Consider the following 17,563-nt stretch of genomic DNA (forward strand, 5'->3'; position numbering starts at 1 on the left):
GTCATGCGACCTGTGTTCTCGTCAAAAATGTGCGCGGCCGTTAGCACGTGCAGCAAGCGCTAGCAACGGCCGGACCCGGACAGATGGTTACGCCTGCACGGACCTGCAAGTAGGGCCGGAACTCCCTCAGCGAGCGCCGGCGAATAGCGCATCCGCTTCCGTGCGAGTCGGCACGGCGCGCAGCACGAAGCTCGAATTGATCGTCACCACGCCCGGCAGCCGCCCCAGATGCTCACGGTGCAGCCGTTCGTAATCGTCGAGATCCTGCGCGAGGATCTTGAGCCGGTAATCCTGCCCGCCCGATACCAGCGCACATTCGACCACTCCGTCGATCTCGGCAACCGCGCGTTCGAACCGCGCCAGATCCTCCTCGATCTGGGTACCGAGCGTGATGTCGACCAGGGCCGTGATCCGGAAGCCCAGCCGCCTGTGCCCGAGTCGCGCGCCATAGCCGGTGATGTGCCCCGAGCCTTCGAGCGCCTGGATCCGCCGCGTACATGCCGATTGCGACAATCCCACCTGCGCCGCGATCGCGCTCACCGGCGCACGCGCGTCGGCTGCCAGCAATTTGAGGATTGCACCGTCGATCCTGTCCATCGCGCATGATTCTCCTGCCGGACGGCACCATACAGCATTTTCATGCGTAATATCCAGCCTCCGCGGCAAAACTTGCAGAGATTCGCGCCGGTATCCTGCGTTACTATGCGGGCAACAACGGATTCTGGAGAGAAGCCATGCGCATCGGTGTCCCCAAGGAAATCAAGAACCACGAGTATCGCGTCGGCCTCACGCCCGCTTCGGTCGCCGAGCTGGTGCACGCCGGCCACGAAGTGCTCGTCGAAACAGAGGCCGGCATGGGCATCGACTTCGCCGATGAGGCCTATACCAGGGTTGGCGCCAGGATCGCCCCCGATGCCGCCGCGGTGTTCGCCGGCTCGGACATGATCGTGAAGGTCAAGGAGCCCCAGCCGCAGGAAATCGCGCTGCTCGAGCCGCGCCATGTGCTCTTCACCTACCTCCATCTCGCCGCCGACAAGCCGCAGGCCGAGGGCCTGATGCAGTCCGGCGCGACGTGCATCGCTTATGAGACGGTGACCTCCAATTCGGGCGCCCTGCCCCTGCTCAAGCCGATGAGCGAAGTCGCCGGCCGCATGTCGATCCAGGTCGCCTCGCACTATCTCGAAAAGGAACAGGGCGGCCGCGGCGAGTTGCTCGGCGGCGTCCCCGGCGTCGCGCCGTGCAAGGTCGCGATCCTCGGCGGCGGTGTCTCCGGCATCAATGCCGCGCAGATGGCGACCGGCCAGCGCGCCGACGTGACGATCTACGACATCAGCAACGAGCGCCTCGCCGAGCTCGACATGCACTTCGGCAGCCAGATCAAGACCGCTTATGCCAGCAAGGCCGCGATCGCCGAAGCGGTGAAGACCTCGCAGGTCGTGATCGGCGCGGTGCTGGTGCCGGGCGCAGCGGCACCCAAGCTGGTCACCAGGGACATGCTCAAGACGATGATGCGCGGCTCGGTGTTGGTCGACATCGCGATCGATCAGGGCGGCTGCTTCGAGACCAGTCATGCCACCACGCATGACAATCCCGTCTACGAAGTCGACGGCGTGATCCATTATTGCGTCGCGAACATGCCCGGCGCGGTCGCCCGCACCTCGGCCTTCGCGCTCAACAACGCGACGCTGCCGTTCGTGATCAAGCTCGCCAATCTCGGCGCCGAAGGCGCGATGAAGGCCGACAAGCACCTCGCCAACGGCCTGAACGTCTACAAGGGCAAGATCGCGTTCAAGGCAGTCGCCGACGATCTCGACCTGCCGTACGAGGCATGGGCGGGCTGATCTCTCGTTCCCCTCCCTCTTAGGGAGGGGCCAGGGGTGGGTAGAAAAGGTCGGGGCTCGATGCCCCGGCCTTTTCTTTTGCTCCACGCACCTCGTTGGGCTCGCTAGAGTCAGGACTCATATTAAAAACGCGTCATCCCCGCGAAAGCGGGGACCCATCTCCTGAGCGAGCGGCAAAATGCACCGGTGCGTTTGTGGAGACTGTCGGAGATGGGTCCCCGCTTTCGCGAGGGGTTTCGCGATGGACGCAGTACAGCCGTTATGAATCAACAGCTTGTATAGGTTCTCACCCTAGCGCTCGCACCCACCCCCAACCCCTCCCTTGCAGGGAGGGGAGTCAGTTAGGGCTGCGTAGCCCCTGCCTTCTCCTCCGCCGCCTGCGCCTCCAGAAACCGATCCAGCAGGAACAGCCGTCCCACCAGCTGGGCGCGATACGTCGCCTTTGCCGGCGTCAGCTCCACCGCCTTGGCCCAGAACGGCCGTGCCTCGTCGAACTTGCCTTCGCGAATCAAGGCAAGGCCGTGGAAGAAGGGCGGCCCCGGATGCTGCGGCGCGAGCTGCGCTGCGCGATCGAATGCGAATTTGGAGGCCGGCGAGATCTGGTTGCCGTCATTCTCGGCCAGCTTGATGCCGAGCCATGTCCATGCGCCCACGTCGCCCGGCGCCTGGCGCACCGTCAGGATCATCGCCCGCACCGCGGTATCGGGCGCGCCCGCGCGCGTCATCGCGTCGGCACGTGCGAACGAGCCCCAGGTGAAGTTGAAGCGCCCGAACATCCCGTCGCGGACCGCGACGATATCCGGATCGACTTCGCCCGCTTTCTGCACGGCGGTCACCGGATGGCCCGCAAGCCCCGGACTACCCTGCCAGGCATATCCCGCCGCGCCCAGGGTCAGCGCCGTCGCCGCGACCGTCCACAGCTTCCGGGGAAAACCCGTCATCCACAGCAGCAGCGCCGCGCCGAGTGCTATCCCTGCGAGGATCACCCAGCCCATCACGGCCTGCGCCTCGCGAAATTGCGCCGCGCGATCAGCACGCCCAGCCCGAGCAGCACCAGCGGCGCGAGCCACAGAGGCGCAGTGATCCAGCTCAGCGGCGGATCATAGGTCACATAGTCGCCGTAACGCTGCACCAGCCACTTCCGGACCTCGCCGGGGCTCTCGCCCGCGGCGATCCGCTGCCGCACCAGCGCGCGCATGTCGCCGGCCATCTCGGCATCGCTGTCGGCGATCGACTGGCCCTGGCAGACGAGGCAGCGCAGCGTGTCCATCAGCGCCTTGGCCTTCGCTTCCTGCGCGGGATCGGCGAGCTGGGTGTAGGCTAGCTCGGCGGGGGGAAGCTTCGAGTCCGCGAACGAAGGCGCGCTGAACAACAACGCCGCCGAAAAAACCAGCGTCACCCCCGCGAAAGCGGGGGCCCATCTCCTGCACGCGCCGGCTGTACCACGGTTGTTATATTGCGTGGCATCTTCCGGAGATGGGCCCCCGCTTTCGCGGGGGTGACGGGAGGTAGCGAACCTCACTTCGCCTTCTCCAACTCGCCCAGCAGCATCGCCACGTCATCCTCGCGAATGTCGCCGATATGTTGATAGGCGATCCTCCCCGCGGCATCGATCACGAAGGTCTCGGGCACCCCCGACGATCCCAGCGCTAGCTGCGCGCGGCTGGCCTTGTCGTCGCCGATCCGCGTGTACGGATCGCCGTGCCGCGCAAGAAATGCCTGCACCGCCTCGGGCGTGTCGCGCACTGCGATCGCGTCGATCTCGACGCCGGCCTGCTTCAACTTCATCAGCTGCGGCGCCTCGGCGATGCAGGGGATGCACCAGCTCGCGAACACATTGAGCAGCCGCGGCTTGCCCTTCAATTCGGCAGCGGCGACCCCCGGCTTGCCGGGCAGCAGCGCAGGCAACACGAGCGAAGGCACCGGCTTGCCCACCATCGCCGAATGCACCGTCCGGTCGCCCGGCTTGATCAGCCCGCTTGCGACCAGGCCAAATACCAAGGCGAACAGCACGAGCGGTGCCCAGATCAGCACCCGCCTCATGCCCAGGACTCCGCATCCACGCGCCGCTCGCGCCGCACCCGGCCGATCAGCGCCAGCGCGCCGCCCAATGCGATCAGCGCGCCACCGAGCCAGATCAAAGTCACGAACGGCTTCCACCACAAACGGATCTGCCAGCGCCCCTGTTCGTCGCCCTGCCCGAGCACGGTGTAGAGCTGCCCGTCGAGCATCGTCGTGATCGCCGCCTCGTTGGTGTTGGTCGGCGGCGTGCTGAAGAAGCGCTGCTGCGGGAACAATTCGAACATCGGTCCATCGCCGCGCCGCACCTGCAGCCGCGCCTCCAGCGCCGACCAGTTCGGCCCGACGGTCGGATGCACATCGGCCAGGGTCACCCGGAACGGTCCGACGGTGACGTTCTGTCCCACGGCGATCGCCGCAAGCCGCTCGGTCTTGAATGCGGTATCCGCGGCCATGCCGGCGATGCTCACCGCAACGCCGAGATGCGCGATCACCATGCCCCACACGTGCAATGGCGTCCGCCGCAGGTTGCGCCGAACCACCGGCACTACGCTCGCGACACCCAGCCCGACGGCAAAGGCGATGCCGAGCACCGGCACGAAATGCGCGCCGCCCGAAAGCGCGAAGATCAGCGCGAATGCCGCGCCCGCCGCCGCGGTGGGCACCAAAACGCGCTTCGCCAGCGCATTCAGATTGTCGCGCCGCCAGCGCAGCAGCGGCCCCGCCGAGGTTGCCGCGACCAGCGCCAGCGCCACCGGCACCAGCGCCTTGTTGAAGAACGGCGCGCCGATCGAGAGCTGCACCCCCGCCGCCTGCGCCGCGAGCGGATAGAGCGTGCCGATGAACACCACGCCGAGGATCACCGAAAGCAGCAGATTGTTGAGCACCAGCGCGCCCTCGCGGCTCACCAGCTGGAAGGTCGATCCCTGCGTGATGGTGCCGACACGCGCGCCGAACAGCGCCAGCGCCCCGCCGATATAGATGCCGAGCAAGGCGAGGATGAACGTCCCGCGCGTCGGGTCCACCGCAAAGGCGTGCACGCTGACGAGGATGCCCGATCGCACGAGGAAGGTGCCGATCATCGACATCGCAAACGCGACCAGAGCGAGCATCAGCGTCCATGCGCGCAATCCGTCGCGCGTCGCCAGCACCGTCACCGAATGGAGCAAGGCGGTGGCCGCCAGCCAGGGCATCAGCGATGCGTTCTCGACCGGGTCCCAGAACCACCAGCCGCCCCAGCCGAGCTCGTAATAGGCCCAATAGCTGCCCGCCGTGATCCCGATCGTCAGGAAGATCCACGCAACCAGCACCCAGGGCCGCATCGCCTTGGCGAAGGCCGGCCCCACGTCGCGCATCACCAGCGCGCCGACCGCGAAGCTGAACGCGACCGAGAGCCCGACATAGCCGAGGTACAAGGTCGGCGGATGGAACGCCAAACCCGGGTCCTGCAGCAGGGGATTGAGCCCCTGCCCGTCCGGCGCGGGCGGGTTGAGCCGCACGAACGGGTTCGAGGCGAAGGCGAGGAACGCGTAGAAGCCCAGCGCGATCGCCGCCTGCGCGCCCAGCGTCGCCGCCAGCGTGCCGCCCGCCAGCCGCCGCTCGAGTGCCGCCACCCCCGCTCCGGCCACCGCAAGCACGGTCACCCAGAGCAGCATCGAGCCCTCATGGTTCCCCCATGCGCCCGCCACCTTGTAGATCATCGGCTTGAGCGAATGGCTGTTCTCCGCGACCAGCACCACCGACATGTCGCTCCGCACGAACAAGGCGATCAGCAGCCCGAACGACAGCAGCGCCAGCAGTCCCTGCACCAGAGCGGTCCGCCGCAGCGCCGTCATCAGCTGTGCAGAACTCAACTCCGTTCGTGCTGAGCTTGTCGAAGCACCGCTCTCCGCAAGCGTCTCGCCCGCGGCTTCACGCCCTTCGACAGGCTCAGGGCGAACGGCAATGGAAACCCTCGCCGCGCCCCAGGCGAGCATCAGCTGGACGAGCGCGAACGCCGCCGCCAGCCACAAGGCCGCAAGCCCCGCCTCGGCGATCATTTGGAGCCAGTCATTATTCTAGCGTCTCGGTCTTGTGCATCTTGCCGGCCACTTGCGGCGGCATGTAGCGCTCGTCGTGCTTGGCCAGCAGGTTGTCCGCAGTGAAGCTGCCATCGGAGTTGAACCGGCCTTCGGCGACCACCCCCGATCCTTCCTTGAACAGATCGGGCGCCACGCCGCGGAACGCCACCGGCACCTTCGCCTTGCCGTCGGTCACTACGAACGTCATCGAAATCCCGTCGGGCTTGCGCACGATCGATCCCGCCTCGACCATGCCGCCCAGCCGCACTGCCTTGTCGGTGGGCACCGGCTTTCCGGCGATGTCGCCGGGCGCATAGAAGAACGCCGCCTGGTCCTGCAGCGCCGACAGCGCCAGCCCCGCCGCGCCCGCCACCGCGCCGAGCGCGAGCAGCCCGAGCACGAGCCGCTGATGCTTGGGCTTCATGGCTTCCGCCTCAGCGAATCCGCCGCGGCCTCGGCACGCCGCATCGATCGCCACGCCCATGTCGCCAGCCCGCCGGTGCCGAGCAGGGTCACGGCATAGGCCGCGGTGATGAACGCCCAATGGTTCACTGCGCCGCCATCCGCCGCATCCGCGCCTCGATCTTCTGCGTCGCGAGCATCGCCCGCATCCGCATCAGCACCACCGAGAGGAAGAACAAACTGAACCCCCCGATCGTAAAGAACAGCGGCCACAGCATCGAGCTGTCGATGCTCGAGCTGGTCAGCCCGATGCTCTGCCCCTGGTGCAGCGTGTTCCACCACACCACCGAATAGCGCACGATCGGCAGCAGCACCGATCCCGCCACGCCGAACAAGGCCGGCACGCGCCCGTCGCCGCCGCGATCGCTATCGGCGCGGGCCAGCGCGATATAGGCGATATAGACGAAGAACAGCAGCAGCATGCTCGTCAGCCGCCCATCCCATTCCCACCAGGTGCCCCAGGTCGGGCGCCCCCAGATCGAACCGGTGATCAGGCAGAGCGCCGCGAACACCGCCCCTGCCGGCGCCGTGGCACGCGCGGCGATGGCGGCAAGCGGATGCCGCCAGATCAGATAACCCAGACTCGCGAACGCGACCCCGCTCCATCCCGCCATCCCCAGCCAGGCGGCGGGCACGTGGATGTAGAGGATGCGCACGCTCTCCTTCTGGAGATAGTCCGCCGGGGTCTGGGTCAGCCCGCCCCAAGCGCCGAACAGCGCAAGCGCCACCCCGGCCCAGAACAGGATCGGAGTCAGCGGGCGCGCGAGCTTCAGGAAGCGCGTGGGATTGGCGAGAGCGTGGATCACGATATCCGCCAGCCAATAGCCGCCTTCGCCCGCGGAATCTACGCCGGGATGTTCGCGGCGAACGCTCGATTGCAAACTCCGCGCTTGCCCGCAGCCGCCTCTGTCATCATGCTTTCGTCACGGGATCGTAAGGAAATGGCGCGGCCGCATTCCCGGGAGAGGCGTGCGCACGCGGATCGGCGCCGGCCTTCCCCGGCTACACAAACGCAACAAGGACCAAGGCCATGCCTTTCATCACTACCAGCGACGGCACCGAGATCTTCTACAAGGACTGGGGTCCCAAGACCGCACAGCCGATCGTCTTCCACCATGGCTGGCCGCTCTCGGCGGACGACTGGGACAACCAGATGATGTTCTTCCTCGAACACGGCTATCGGGTCGTCGCGCACGATCGCCGCGGGCATGGCCGCTCGACCCAGACCGACATCGGCAACGAGATGGACACCTATGCCGCCGACGTGATCGCGCTCGCCGCGGCGCTCGATCTCAAGGGCGCGATCCATATCGGCCATTCGACCGGCGGCGGCGAAGTCGCGCATTATGTCGCACGCGCCGAGCCCGGCCGCGTCGCCAAGGCGGTGCTGATAGGCGCAGTCCCCCCGATCATGGTCAAGTCCGATGCCAATCCCGGCGGCCTGCCGATCGAAGTGTTCGACGGGATTCGCGCCGGCGTCGCCAACAATCGCGCGCAATTCTACGTCGACCTGCCGACCGGCCCCTTTTACGGCTTCAACCGCGAAGGCGCGAAGATCGATCAGGGCGTGATCCATAATTGGTGGCGCCAGGGGATGATGGGCGGCATCAAGGCGCATTATGACTGCGTCAAAGCCTTTTCGGAGACGGATTTCACGGAAGATCTGAAGAAGATCGATGTGCCGGTGCTGCTCCTTCACGGCGAGGATGACCAGATCGTCCCGATCGCCGATGCCGCACTGATCGGGATCAAGCTGCTCAAGCACGGCTCGATCAAGACCTATCCCGGCTTCCCGCATGGCATGGCGACCACCCATGCCGACATCATCAACGCAGACCTGCTCGCTTTCGTTCGCAGCTGAATCGCGTCCCCTCCCCGCGTCGCGGGGAGGGGTTCGCTATCGAACGCATCCAGCTGGGCACATGCGCGTTGTAGCGCGATCCGCAGCAGGAGCCTCAACATGATCGACACTCCCGATCCACGCGCCGCAGCCGCGCTCACCGCGATGTCGGTCGATCTCGCCGAGCTCCTCGCGACGATCGACCAGGTCCGCACCCAGCTTCAGCGCTTCCAGGCACACATCATCTGCGCCCAGCTGGACGCGGCGGAGCATATGATGCCGGTCGATCTGCAATAAAGATCGTCGGCGATCAGTTGCGGACCTCGTCAGATCCTCCCCGTGCCGGGGAGGATCGGAATGTCCGCGTTCCACCACTCCCAACCCGTCCCTAATGCACCGCCCCCAGATGCCGCAGCTTGTCCGGATTGCGCATGATGTAGATGCCGACGATCTTGCCGTCCTCGATCGCTAGCGCGGTGGTCTGGAGCAGGCCGTCGGCCTCGCAGGTCACGAATCCGGGCAGCCCGTTGATCATTCCCCAGCGCTCGACGCGCGACATCTCCTTGGCGAAGAAGCGTGCGAGCGAGCCATGCAATTTCATCACGTCCTCGATGCCGAGGATCGGCCGCAGCCCGGCATGGACCTTGCCGCCGCCGTCCGAATAGACCGAGACGTCGTCGGCGAGCAGGCTGCGCAGCCCGGCCATGTCGCCGTTCCGCGATGCCTGGAAAAAGGCCGCGGCGATCTCCAGCCCGCGCTCCTTCGGCACGTCGAAGCGCGGCCGCGCTGCGCGCACATGCGTCCGCGCCCGGCTGGCGAGCTGGCGGGTCGCGGCGGGATCGCGCCCGATCGTCTCGGCGATTTCGTCGAAACCCAGTCCGAACACGTCGTGGAGCAGGAACGCCGCGCGCTCGAGCGGCGACAGCCGTTCGAGCGCAAGCATCAGCGGCAGCGTCACGTCGTCGGCATCGTCCTCCTCGACCATCGGCTCGGGCAGCCATGGCCCGACATAGGTTTCGCGCCGCGCGCGCGCCGATTTGAGCTGGTCGAGGCAGAGCCGCGTCACCACGCGGCGCAGGAACGCCTCGGGCTCGCGGATTTCGGCACGGTCCGCGCCCATCCAGCGAACGAACGCGTCTTGCACCACGTCCTCCGCGTCCGCGACCGAACCCAGCATGCGATAGGCGATGCGGGTCAGCCGCGGACGCAGCGGATCGAACGACGCTGCAGCGTCGCTGCTCACGCGGCCTGTGCCGCCGCGGGCTTGGCGTCGTAGAACAGACCACAGCCGACCGCGAGGCGGTTCCATCCGTTGATCACGTTGATCATCAGCGTCAGTTGCACCTGTTCCTCCTGCGTGAATTCCGCGGCGAGGGCATCATACACTTCGCGCGGCGCCCGCGAGGTCGATATCAGAGTCAGCGCATCGGTCCATGCCAACGCCGCGCGCTCGCGCGCCGAATAGACCGGCGCATCGTGCCATGCGCTCAGCAGATAGATGCGCTGCTCGGTCTCCCCGGCCTTGCGCGCATCCGCGGTGTGCATGTTGATGCAATTGGCGCAGCCGTTGATCTGCGAGGCCCGGATCTTGACCAGCTCGAGCAGCGAATGCTCGATCGCCGGAGCGATCTTGAGCGACATGTCGAGCCAAGCCTGCATCTGGACAGGGGCGGCGGCGAAGGGGTCGAGGCGTTGGGTCATGGTCGTTCTCCTTGGGCTTACGGAGACATGACGAGACAGCGCCGGCGGATGTGACATGGCAGTGCGATTTTATTCGTCGTCCCGGCGAAAGCCGGGATCTCAGGCCTCAGGCGCAAAGCTCGCGGCCTGAGGCCCCGGCGTTTGCCGGGGAGACGGGCGCTACTTCAAATGTAGGATTTCGCTTGCTAGGCCGAGTTCGCTCTTTGAACCGTCGAACCTATCTGCCCGCACCCTCGACGCAACATCGTTACGCCGACACGCAACTAAATTGCCGATTCACCGTGCAAACCGTGAAACTTGGTCGCCGTTTTCCAACAAGCCGCCAAGCGAATCACCCGCGCCCGATCAGCCTTTGCGCGATGCGATCGGCGACTTCGCTCTCGGGATCGCCGGTGCGGTCGCTTTCGTCCCACACTTCGATCAGCCGCTCGGGGATCTTGTCCACGCGCGACTGGACCTCGGCCATGTTGCCCTGGCCGAGATATTCGAGCCCGACATTGATGATGCCGCCCGCGTTGATCACGTAATCGGGGGCATAGAGGATGCCGCGGTCGTGCAGCCGCGCCCCGTCCGCGCGCGTCGCAAGCTGGTTGTTCGCGCCGCCGGCCACGACCTTGGCCTTGATCTGCGGGATCGACTGCTCGGTGAGGATCGCACCGAGCGCATTGGGGCTGAACAGGTCGATGTCGAGCGTCAGGATCCCGTCGGCATCGACAGCCTCGGCACCAAGCTCAGCCGCGAGCGCCCTGGCCCGCTCGGCATTGACGTCGGCGAGCACCAGCTTCGCCCCGTCCTTTGCCAGCAATCGGGCGAGCCCGCCGCCGACCGAGCCGACGCCCTGGATCGCGACACGCACGCCGCGCATGTCGTCGGCGCCGAGCCCGCGCTTCGCCGCCGCCTTGACGCCTAGATAGACGCCGCGCGCAGTCACCGGTCCCGGATCGCCACCTGCGCTGCCGGCCGCCACCGGCAGGCCGGAAACATGCTTCGTCCGGGTCGCGACCACCTTCATCCGCGCTTCGGACATGCCGACATCCTCGGCAGTGACGTATTTGCCCTGGAGCGATTCGACTGCGCGGCCGAATGCCTCGAGTTGCTCGGTGGTGACCGTGGCGCCGGGTTCGGCGGCGAGGATCACGCCCTTGCCGCCGCCCATCGGCAGGTTGGCCATCGCGTTCTTGTAGCTCATCCCCCGCGAGAGCCGCAGCGCATCGGTGATCGCCGCATCCGAATCGGCATAATGCCAGAAGCGCACGCCGCCTGCCGCCGGCCCGAGCGCAGTCGAGTGAATCGCGATGATCGCGCTCAGCCCACTGGCGTGGTCGGTGAAGAGGTGAACGCCCTCATGCTCGTCGAAATCGGGGAAGCCCCAGTCGGTTTTCAAGGGAAATATCCGGGCTGTGGAAAATGGGGCGACCGACGGGACTTGAACCCGCAACTTCCGGCATCACAAGCCGACGCTCTAACCAATTGAACTACGGTCGCCGCGAACGTTGGCCGCTTAGCGAGGGCTTTCGCGAAGCGCAAGATCATTGCGCGATGCGCCGACGGCTTCCTCAGGCGCGATCATTCCGTCGCGCGCCAATGCCCTTGCCGCTGAGGCGAAATTGGGCGCCGAAAGATAGGCATGGCGGGCGAGCAAAGGCGCGTCGGCGCCGTCGTAGATCAGCCGCCGCATCGCCGGATCGACTTCGACGCCTTCGAAGATTCGCACCGACGCCCCCCGCCCGCTCCCGGCACACGCGTCGCATCCGGGCGCCGACCACAGGATCGCCCCCGGATCGAGTCCCAGAAGCGCCGCGGTCGATCCGAATGCCTGTTCGGGCTGCCGGCAGCTGCGGCAGAGCCCCGGCGCAATACGCTGGGCGATCACCAGGCGCAGCGCCGCGGCCAGCGCGAAGCGATCGCTGGCCAGCCGCCGGAGGGTCAGGATCGTACCCACGGCATCGCCGCCGTCGAAACAGGCGATCACCAGCCCGCGATCGGCGGCGTCGACCGTCAGGTTTGCCGCCGCCCGATCCGCGATCACGCCGCCGAGCGGAATCCCGAACCGGCGGTGCAGCGCCGCGGCGGTTTCCTCGGCACCGGGCCCGGCGATCGCGATCATGCCGGTCAGCCGATCGGCCGCACGCTCGATCGCCGCGGCCAGCCTCGCCGGCACGCCCAGCGCATCCAATGCGTGCGGGTCCGCGAAACGCGGCATTTCGGCTTCGAGCTGCGCGTCGAGGGCCATGTGCCGTCGAGTGCCTGTGATATGTGACGGCTTGCTTGCGCTTTTGTTACGCCGGGCGCCACGGACACGCGATACTGGCGAAATGCCGCCGAATTTGGCAGAATCACTCGCGATGCAGACCCTCGCCGACCCTTCGCCCGCCGTCCCCAATTTCGGTGCGGGCCATCCGTCCGAACCCGTGATCGAGCACATATTGCGCCAGCCCGGCATCCAGCGCGTGCCCAACCCCAAGGTGGCGATGTTCATCGGCAAGAAGTTCATCGACCCGGAGATGTGCCGGCTCCTGATGCTCCAGATCGATTCGAAGCGCCGTCCCTCGACCCTCGCCGACGCCAATGGTGATTACGCCTTCCGCACCAGCGAAACCTGCGATCTCGATCCCGACGATCCGCTGGCGATGGAACTCAAGCGCCGCATCATAGCGCTGACCGGGCTCGACCCCGCACATGCCGAGCCGATGCAGGGCCAGCGCTACGAGGTCGGCCAGGAGTTCAAGGCGCACACAGATTATTTCGAGCCTTCGGGCGCAGACTTCGAGAAGTTCTGCAGCGTCGCCGGCCAGCGCACCTGGACGGTGATGCTCTACCTCAACCAGGTCGAGGCCGGCGGCGTGACGCGCTTCAAGGCGATCGACAAGATGGTGGAACCCGAGGTCGGCAAGGTGCTCGCCTGGAACAATCTGCGCGCCAACGGCACGCCCAACCCGTCGACCATCCACCATGCGATGAAGGTTCGTGCCGGCACCAAATACGTCATCACCCAGTGGTTCCGCGAGCGGCCCTGGGGCTGGTGACATAGAAAAGGCCCCGGCGGGCTTTCGCCCGGCCGGAGCCCTCTTCCCCTGTTACCCGATCAGAATTTGGTGCTGAGGCCGATCGTGAAGACGCGGCCCTGATCGTAGCTGTTGGTGTCGGCGATCCCGGTGGTGCCGCCATAGTCCTGGAACTCGACGAAGCGCGTGCCGGTGAGATTGCGCCCCTCGAGCTTGAACTCCCATTCGCCGCCGAGCACGTCGAAGCCCTGGCGCAGCACGAAGTCGAGGCGGACGCCCGGCCGCTCGACGATCGGCGGCAGGCCCCCGCCCGAGAGCAGACCGCGGGCGACGACCCGGTCGCTCGCATAGTTGAACAGGAAGGTCAGCTGCGAGAGCTTCTGCGTGTCCTCGATGCCGAGCTGCAGGTTCACCAGATGGTCCGACTGGCCGACCAGCGGCTGGCCCGAGACGAACACCTGGTTGGCCGGACGCGTCACCGACGCCGGGTTGATCGGATCGCGGATCAGCTCGTTGCCCGCGAAGACCTCCGAATGGGTGTAGGTGTAGTTCGCGATCAGCACGAGGCGGCGCGTCGTGAACAGGTCGTTGTTGATGAAATCGAGCGGCACGTACTTCTGGAGCTCGATCTCGCCGCCATAAAGCTGCGCCTCGGGCGCGTTGGCGAAGTTGATCTGGGTGGTGTTGCTGCCGGCAAGCTGGAAGCTCACCGTCTCGATCGGGTCTTCGATCTTCTTGAAGAAGCCCGACGCGGTCAGGCGCTGGTCCTTCCCGAAGAACCATTCGTAGCGCGCCTCGAGATTGGTCAGCTTGCTGTCTGTGAGGAACGGGTTGCCGTAGAAGACGCGGTCGGAATCGAAGTCGAGATATTGCTGCGGCGCGAGCTCGCGGAACTGCGGGCGAGCGATCGTCTTACTCGCGTTGAGTCGCCACTGCATGTCGGTTGCGAAGTTCCAGGTCAGTGTCGCGGCCGGTAGCCAATAGTCATTGTTGAGCTCCGTCACCGGCTGATTGTCGGTCGGAAGCACCGTCTGCTTGGCGGTTTCATAGCGCACACCGGCGGTCATGCGCATGCCGTCGGCGATTTCGCCCTCGAGCTGAGCGTAGCCCGCGTGGACCTTCAGCCCGGCGTCATAGGAGCGCGCGCCTTGGCTGGTCGTCGAGGGCCGCAGGACGATGCCGTTCGCCTGCAAACTATAGTCCGACAGCAGATAGTCCGGACGCAGCTGCGAATAAGGATCCGGCAGCGCCGTGCCGCCCGGCAGGACGTAGTCGAACGTATAGCGGAAGGACGAACGATCGGTATCCTGATAGGCATAGCCCGCCTGCAGGCTGAACGGCCGGCCGAGGTGCAGGTCGTAAGCGAGATCGATGCCGCCGGCCCACAGATTCTCGTTGAGATCGCTGAACGCGACGGTGGCGTAGGAGCCGCCGTTCAGCGTGTTGCGATAGTCGTTGATCGACGCGTCGTAGAGATAGCGGAAGGCGCGTTCATAAGGCGATTTGCGCTTGGTGTTTGCATAGGCACCGCGCACGTCGACGTCGAGGTCGCCGAAATCGAACTCACCGACTAGCTGGCTGGTGAAAAGCTGGCGTTCGAACCAGTTGGTATTCTGCTCCATCACCGGCGCATGGCCGTTGACCGGAGATTCGAAATTCTCGGCGGTACCCGCGCCCAGCCGGCCCTGCTTCAGCGTGTCGTGGATATAGACATTCGTGAAGCGGATGCGGTGCTCGCCGAACTCGGCGCCGAAGCCGAGCATGCCGTTAACCAATGCACGATGGTCGGTGGTGACGCGACGGAAGGTCGTGCTAGGGATGCTGCGGACCCCCGAGACGGCATCACGCGTGCGCCAGGTGTTGCTGAGGCCCGCGCCCGCGATCACGCCGAGCCGCGTGCCGCCGATGTCGGTCGAGGTGCCGAAGCTGGTCTCGCCCGAGAAGTTCGGCGGAATGTGGTAGTTCTCGAAAAGGACCGTTGTCTCGGCGTTGGTCAGATTGACTGCCTGACTGGTCGGGATCGTGGTCCGATCCGCGCCGGCCTTGAGGATGAAGTTGGGTGTATCACGCTCGCCGGAGTCATAGCCGAGCCAGTCGTGCGAGCCGCCGTCATAGGTGTAGCCGAGCTCGCTGGTGGTCTCCATGTCGAAGCCGACCGAACCGCCCACCGAGAAGAACGACTTTTCGGGAACCGCCGTAGTCGTGAGGTTGATCACGCCGCCGCCGAACTCGCCCGGATAATTGGCCGAGAAGGTCTTCTGGACCAGCGCCGAGCCGATGACGCTCGTCGGGAAGATGTCGAGCGGCACCACGCGGCGGAGCGGCTCCGGGCTCGGCAGGGGCAGGCCGTTGAGCAGCGACAGCGAATAGCGGTCGCCGAGGCCGCGCACATAGACGAAGCCGTTGCCGACGACGCTGAGGCCGGTGACGCGCTGGAGGGCGCCGGCGATGTCGCCTTCACCGGTCCGCGCGATATCCTCTGTCGAAAGCACCGAAACCACCTGTGGCGTGCTGCGCACGACATTGGGGATGTTGCGGCCGATGACGACGATGTCCTCGGAATCGCTGCCGGCGCCAGGTGCGGAAATCTCGACTTCCTGCTGCTCCGGGGCCTGCTCGGGCGCGGTCTGCGTTGCCGGCGGCGGGCTGGCAGTCTGGGGAGTGGCGTCCCCGGCCGTCTGCGCGAGCGCGGCCGGCGCAACCAGGCAGGACGTGACAGCCAATAGACTTGCGAAGGCGAGCTGGTTCTTCATCGGGGTATCCGCTGTTTTGGGGTAGGGGCGCCGGATAGGCTCAGGGGGACGGCGGTCTTGCCGCCGTCCCCCGTCGCCCGGCTTGCAGCCTTAGAGGGCAGTGCAATTGCCACTGGTCGTGCCGAAGCTCGCCCGGTTGGAATTGCAGGTCCAGCCCTGGAACCAGGTATCGGTCGAGCCGCTGACCGCGCCGATATAATTGGTCTGGACGAGGAACGACGAACCCGACGGGTTGAGCGTCCGCGCGTCGAATGCGGCGACCGCCAGCGTCGTCGCCGTCGGGAAATAGCCGTTCTGCAGCGCGTTGGCGGCGGTGCCGTTGGTGGTGTTGCCCGAACTTCCACCGGTCGTGAAGAAGGCGTCCTGCTCGGCGGTGGTGATCGTGTTGCCGTTCACTGCGTTCTGCGCGGTCAGCGCGGTGCCGCAGGCGAAGTAGATCGAGTTGAAGCGCGGCGGCCCCTGATCCTGCAACGCCGGGTTGGCGGCGCGGATCGTGCCGCGGTCGGCGGTGCCGGCTTCGGTGAGGAGGCACGCACCCGGCGTGACGAGGATCGAATTGACCAGGGTCAGATCGGCGCTGCCGCGCAGGCGGATCGCCGCCAACGGGTTGGTCGTGCTGGCATTGGTCTGGATCAGCGTCGCGTTGGCAACCCGGCCCCAGGTCCGCGGCAGTGCGTCCTCGGGATTGGCGCCGGTGCCCGGATTGAAGCTCGAGTCGACTTCCATCGAATAGGTGTCGGTGGTGGTCAGGCCCGGCTTCTGGGCAGTGATCAGGAACTGGACGAGGCCGCGCCAGCCCACATCGAAGTCCAGGCCGTCATCGTCGGAGCCGGTGAGCACGAGGTGCCGGGCTTGGGCGGTACCGCCGAAGATCTCGATGCCGTCGTCCGAGCTGTTGTGGACCTGGACGTGATCGATCGTGGTGCCCGATCCGACGCCGGCGAGGGTCAGGCCCTGCAGCTCGTTGTTCGGACTGATGACGGTGCCCGAGTAGCGGATCTGGACGTACTGGAACACACCCGAGCTGTCGCCCGGTGCATTGCCGCCGTAGAGCGCGTTGCCGGTGCCTTCGACGACGTTCTCGCAGGTCGTGCTGGTGCCGTTGGCGTCGTTCGAGCCGGTGATGCAGTTCGCGACCGGCGAACGGCCGGCGAGGATCACGCCGCCCCAAAGGCCCTGGCTGTCATCCGTCGTGGTGGCGGCGAGGTTCTGCTGGGCAGTGAAGATGATCGGCGAGGTGGCCGTGCCCTGTGCGTTGATCGTCGAGCCGCGGTTGACGATCAGGAAGTCGTTGTCGGCATTGGTGGTGTTGGCGAACAGGATCGCGCCGGCGCCGATGGTGAGCGAGCCGGCCTGGCCGATCAGCCCTTGCGAACCGCGATCGGTGCCGACATCGACACGACCGTTGATCTCATAGGCGACGCCCGGGGCAGTGGCCTTGCTGGGCAGCGACAGGTTGGTAACCAGCGTCGGTAGGCGGCAGATGCGATACGCGCCGATCGTGCCGACGTCGGTGAGCGCCTGGCCGGTGCCGGTCGGGCACGCCGCAGCCGGCGTACCCGGCGTGGGGGTCGGGCTCGGGCTGGGACTCGGCGCTGGAGTCGGCGCGGGCGCCGGAGCCGGGAAACCGCCTTCGCCGGGCGAAGCGACGCTGCTCGCGCCATCGCACGCCGCGAGGCTGAGCGCGGCACAGCTGGTCAAGAGGATGAGGCTGAGGCGTTGGAAGCGGGCCATAAAGTCTCCGTTCCGGCGGAATGCCGGGTTGCGCGTGTGGGCGAATGGACGGGATCGACTCGGTTCCCCCTGCCGATCACGAACGCTGCGCTAGGAGGCTTGCGTGACTCGTCCGCGAGAGTTTGAAGACTCCTGCGAGACAGTCGAA

18 protein-coding genes and 1 tRNA gene are annotated in these 17,563 nt (G+C 66.3%); 4 read left to right on the plus strand and 15 right to left on the minus strand.

Annotated features, from left to right (window positions below; translation table 11 throughout):
- Positions 1-126: 126 nt before the first annotated feature.
- Positions 127-597 (minus strand): Lrp/AsnC family transcriptional regulator, encoded by a 471-nt coding sequence (locus ASE13_RS09520; protein WP_056613885.1) that lies wholly within the window; start codon positions 595-597, stop codon positions 127-129.
- A gap of 137 nt (positions 598-734) precedes the next feature.
- Here ASE13_RS09520 and ald point away from each other — a divergent pair, with 137 nt between their 5' ends.
- A complete protein-coding gene (gene ald, locus ASE13_RS09525) occupies positions 735-1,841 on the plus strand; it encodes an alanine dehydrogenase (protein WP_056613887.1) in 1,107 nt (368 codons plus the stop codon).
- 341 nt (positions 1,842-2,182) lie between these two features.
- Here the strand turns inward: ald and ASE13_RS09530 are convergent, their stop codons facing one another.
- From ASE13_RS09530 to ccmC, 7 genes are all read right to left on the minus strand, one after another.
- Positions 2,183-2,836, minus strand: coding sequence for a tetratricopeptide repeat protein (locus tag ASE13_RS09530; protein ID WP_056613891.1), 654 nt, complete (start codon positions 2,834-2,836; stop codon positions 2,183-2,185).
- Complete coding sequence (locus ASE13_RS09535; RefSeq protein ID WP_056613894.1) at positions 2,836-3,240, minus strand: cytochrome c-type biogenesis protein CcmH; 405 nt, start codon at positions 3,238-3,240, stop codon at positions 2,836-2,838. The genes ASE13_RS09530 and ASE13_RS09535 overlap by 1 nt, the downstream gene beginning before the upstream one ends.
- Positions 3,241-3,359: 119 nt before the next feature.
- Complete coding sequence (locus tag ASE13_RS09540; protein WP_056613896.1) at positions 3,360-3,884, minus strand: DsbE family thiol:disulfide interchange protein; 525 nt, start codon at positions 3,882-3,884, stop codon at positions 3,360-3,362.
- Complete coding sequence (locus ASE13_RS09545) at positions 3,881-5,899, minus strand: heme lyase CcmF/NrfE family subunit (RefSeq protein WP_056613899.1); 2,019 nt, start codon at positions 5,897-5,899, stop codon at positions 3,881-3,883. Before ASE13_RS09545 ends, ASE13_RS09540 begins: the two co-directional genes overlap by 4 nt.
- Before the next feature lie 13 nt (positions 5,900-5,912).
- Complete coding sequence (gene ccmE, locus ASE13_RS09550; RefSeq protein ID WP_056613900.1) at positions 5,913-6,344, minus strand: cytochrome c maturation protein CcmE; 432 nt, start codon at positions 6,342-6,344, stop codon at positions 5,913-5,915.
- A complete protein-coding gene (gene ccmD, locus ASE13_RS19805) occupies positions 6,341-6,472 on the minus strand; it encodes a heme exporter protein CcmD (protein WP_156404803.1) in 132 nt (43 codons plus the stop codon). Before ccmD ends, ccmE begins: the two co-directional genes overlap by 4 nt.
- Positions 6,469-7,188 carry a heme ABC transporter permease CcmC gene (gene ccmC, locus ASE13_RS09555; protein WP_200955680.1) on the minus strand — a complete coding sequence of 240 codons (720 nt, stop codon included), beginning with the start codon at positions 7,186-7,188 and terminating at the stop codon, positions 6,469-6,471. The genes ccmD and ccmC overlap by 4 nt, the downstream gene beginning before the upstream one ends.
- A gap of 224 nt (positions 7,189-7,412) precedes the next feature.
- Here ccmC and ASE13_RS09560 point away from each other — a divergent pair, with 224 nt between their 5' ends.
- Positions 7,413-8,243 carry an alpha/beta fold hydrolase gene (locus ASE13_RS09560; protein ID WP_056613903.1) on the plus strand — a complete coding sequence of 277 codons (831 nt, stop codon included), beginning with the start codon at positions 7,413-7,415 and terminating at the stop codon, positions 8,241-8,243.
- Positions 8,244-8,342: 99 nt separating this feature from the next.
- Positions 8,343-8,519: a hypothetical protein gene (locus ASE13_RS19810; protein WP_156404804.1), complete on the plus strand. Its 177-nt coding sequence runs from the start codon at positions 8,343-8,345 to the stop codon at positions 8,517-8,519.
- 91 nt (positions 8,520-8,610) lie between these two features.
- Here ASE13_RS19810 and ASE13_RS09565 read toward each other — a convergent pair whose 3' ends face one another.
- The 5 genes from ASE13_RS09565 to ASE13_RS09585 all read right to left on the minus strand — a co-directional run bounded on the left by ASE13_RS09565 (position 8,611) and on the right by ASE13_RS09585 (position 12,156).
- Positions 8,611-9,531 carry a sigma-70 family RNA polymerase sigma factor gene (locus tag ASE13_RS09565; RefSeq protein ID WP_082596520.1) on the minus strand — a complete coding sequence of 307 codons (921 nt, stop codon included), beginning with the start codon at positions 9,529-9,531 and terminating at the stop codon, positions 8,611-8,613.
- The gene (locus ASE13_RS09570; RefSeq protein ID WP_056613906.1) at positions 9,462-9,923 is read right to left on the minus strand and encodes a carboxymuconolactone decarboxylase family protein; all 462 of its coding nucleotides are present in this window, start codon (positions 9,921-9,923) and stop codon (positions 9,462-9,464) included. The genes ASE13_RS09565 and ASE13_RS09570 overlap by 70 nt, the downstream gene beginning before the upstream one ends.
- Positions 9,924-10,254: 331 nt before the next feature.
- A complete protein-coding gene (locus tag ASE13_RS09575) occupies positions 10,255-11,307 on the minus strand; it encodes a Glu/Leu/Phe/Val family dehydrogenase (RefSeq protein WP_056613909.1) in 1,053 nt (350 codons plus the stop codon).
- A gap of 24 nt (positions 11,308-11,331) precedes the next feature.
- A tRNA-His gene (locus ASE13_RS09580) sits at positions 11,332-11,408 on the minus strand.
- A 16-nt stretch (positions 11,409-11,424) separates the two neighbouring features.
- Positions 11,425-12,156, minus strand: a complete 732-nt coding sequence (locus ASE13_RS09585) for a hypothetical protein (protein ID WP_056613912.1) — start codon at positions 12,154-12,156, stop codon at positions 11,425-11,427.
- 112 nt (positions 12,157-12,268) lie between these two features.
- Between ASE13_RS09585 and ASE13_RS09590 the strand changes: the two genes are divergently transcribed.
- Positions 12,269-12,949, plus strand: coding sequence for a prolyl hydroxylase family protein (locus ASE13_RS09590; protein WP_056615060.1), 681 nt, complete (start codon positions 12,269-12,271; stop codon positions 12,947-12,949).
- Between the two features lie 59 nt (positions 12,950-13,008).
- Here ASE13_RS09590 and ASE13_RS09595 read toward each other — a convergent pair whose 3' ends face one another.
- The gene (locus ASE13_RS09595; RefSeq protein ID WP_056613915.1) at positions 13,009-15,681 is read right to left on the minus strand and encodes a TonB-dependent receptor domain-containing protein; all 2,673 of its coding nucleotides are present in this window, start codon (positions 15,679-15,681) and stop codon (positions 13,009-13,011) included.
- 90 nt (positions 15,682-15,771) lie between these two features.
- Positions 15,772-17,415, minus strand: coding sequence for a hypothetical protein (locus tag ASE13_RS09600; RefSeq protein WP_056613918.1), 1,644 nt, complete (start codon positions 17,413-17,415; stop codon positions 15,772-15,774).
- Positions 17,416-17,563: the final 148 nt, after the last annotated feature.

The sequence above is a fragment of the Sphingomonas sp. Root241 genome (assembly GCF_001428865.1).
GTDB lineage: Bacteria > Pseudomonadota > Alphaproteobacteria > Sphingomonadales > Sphingomonadaceae > Sphingomonas.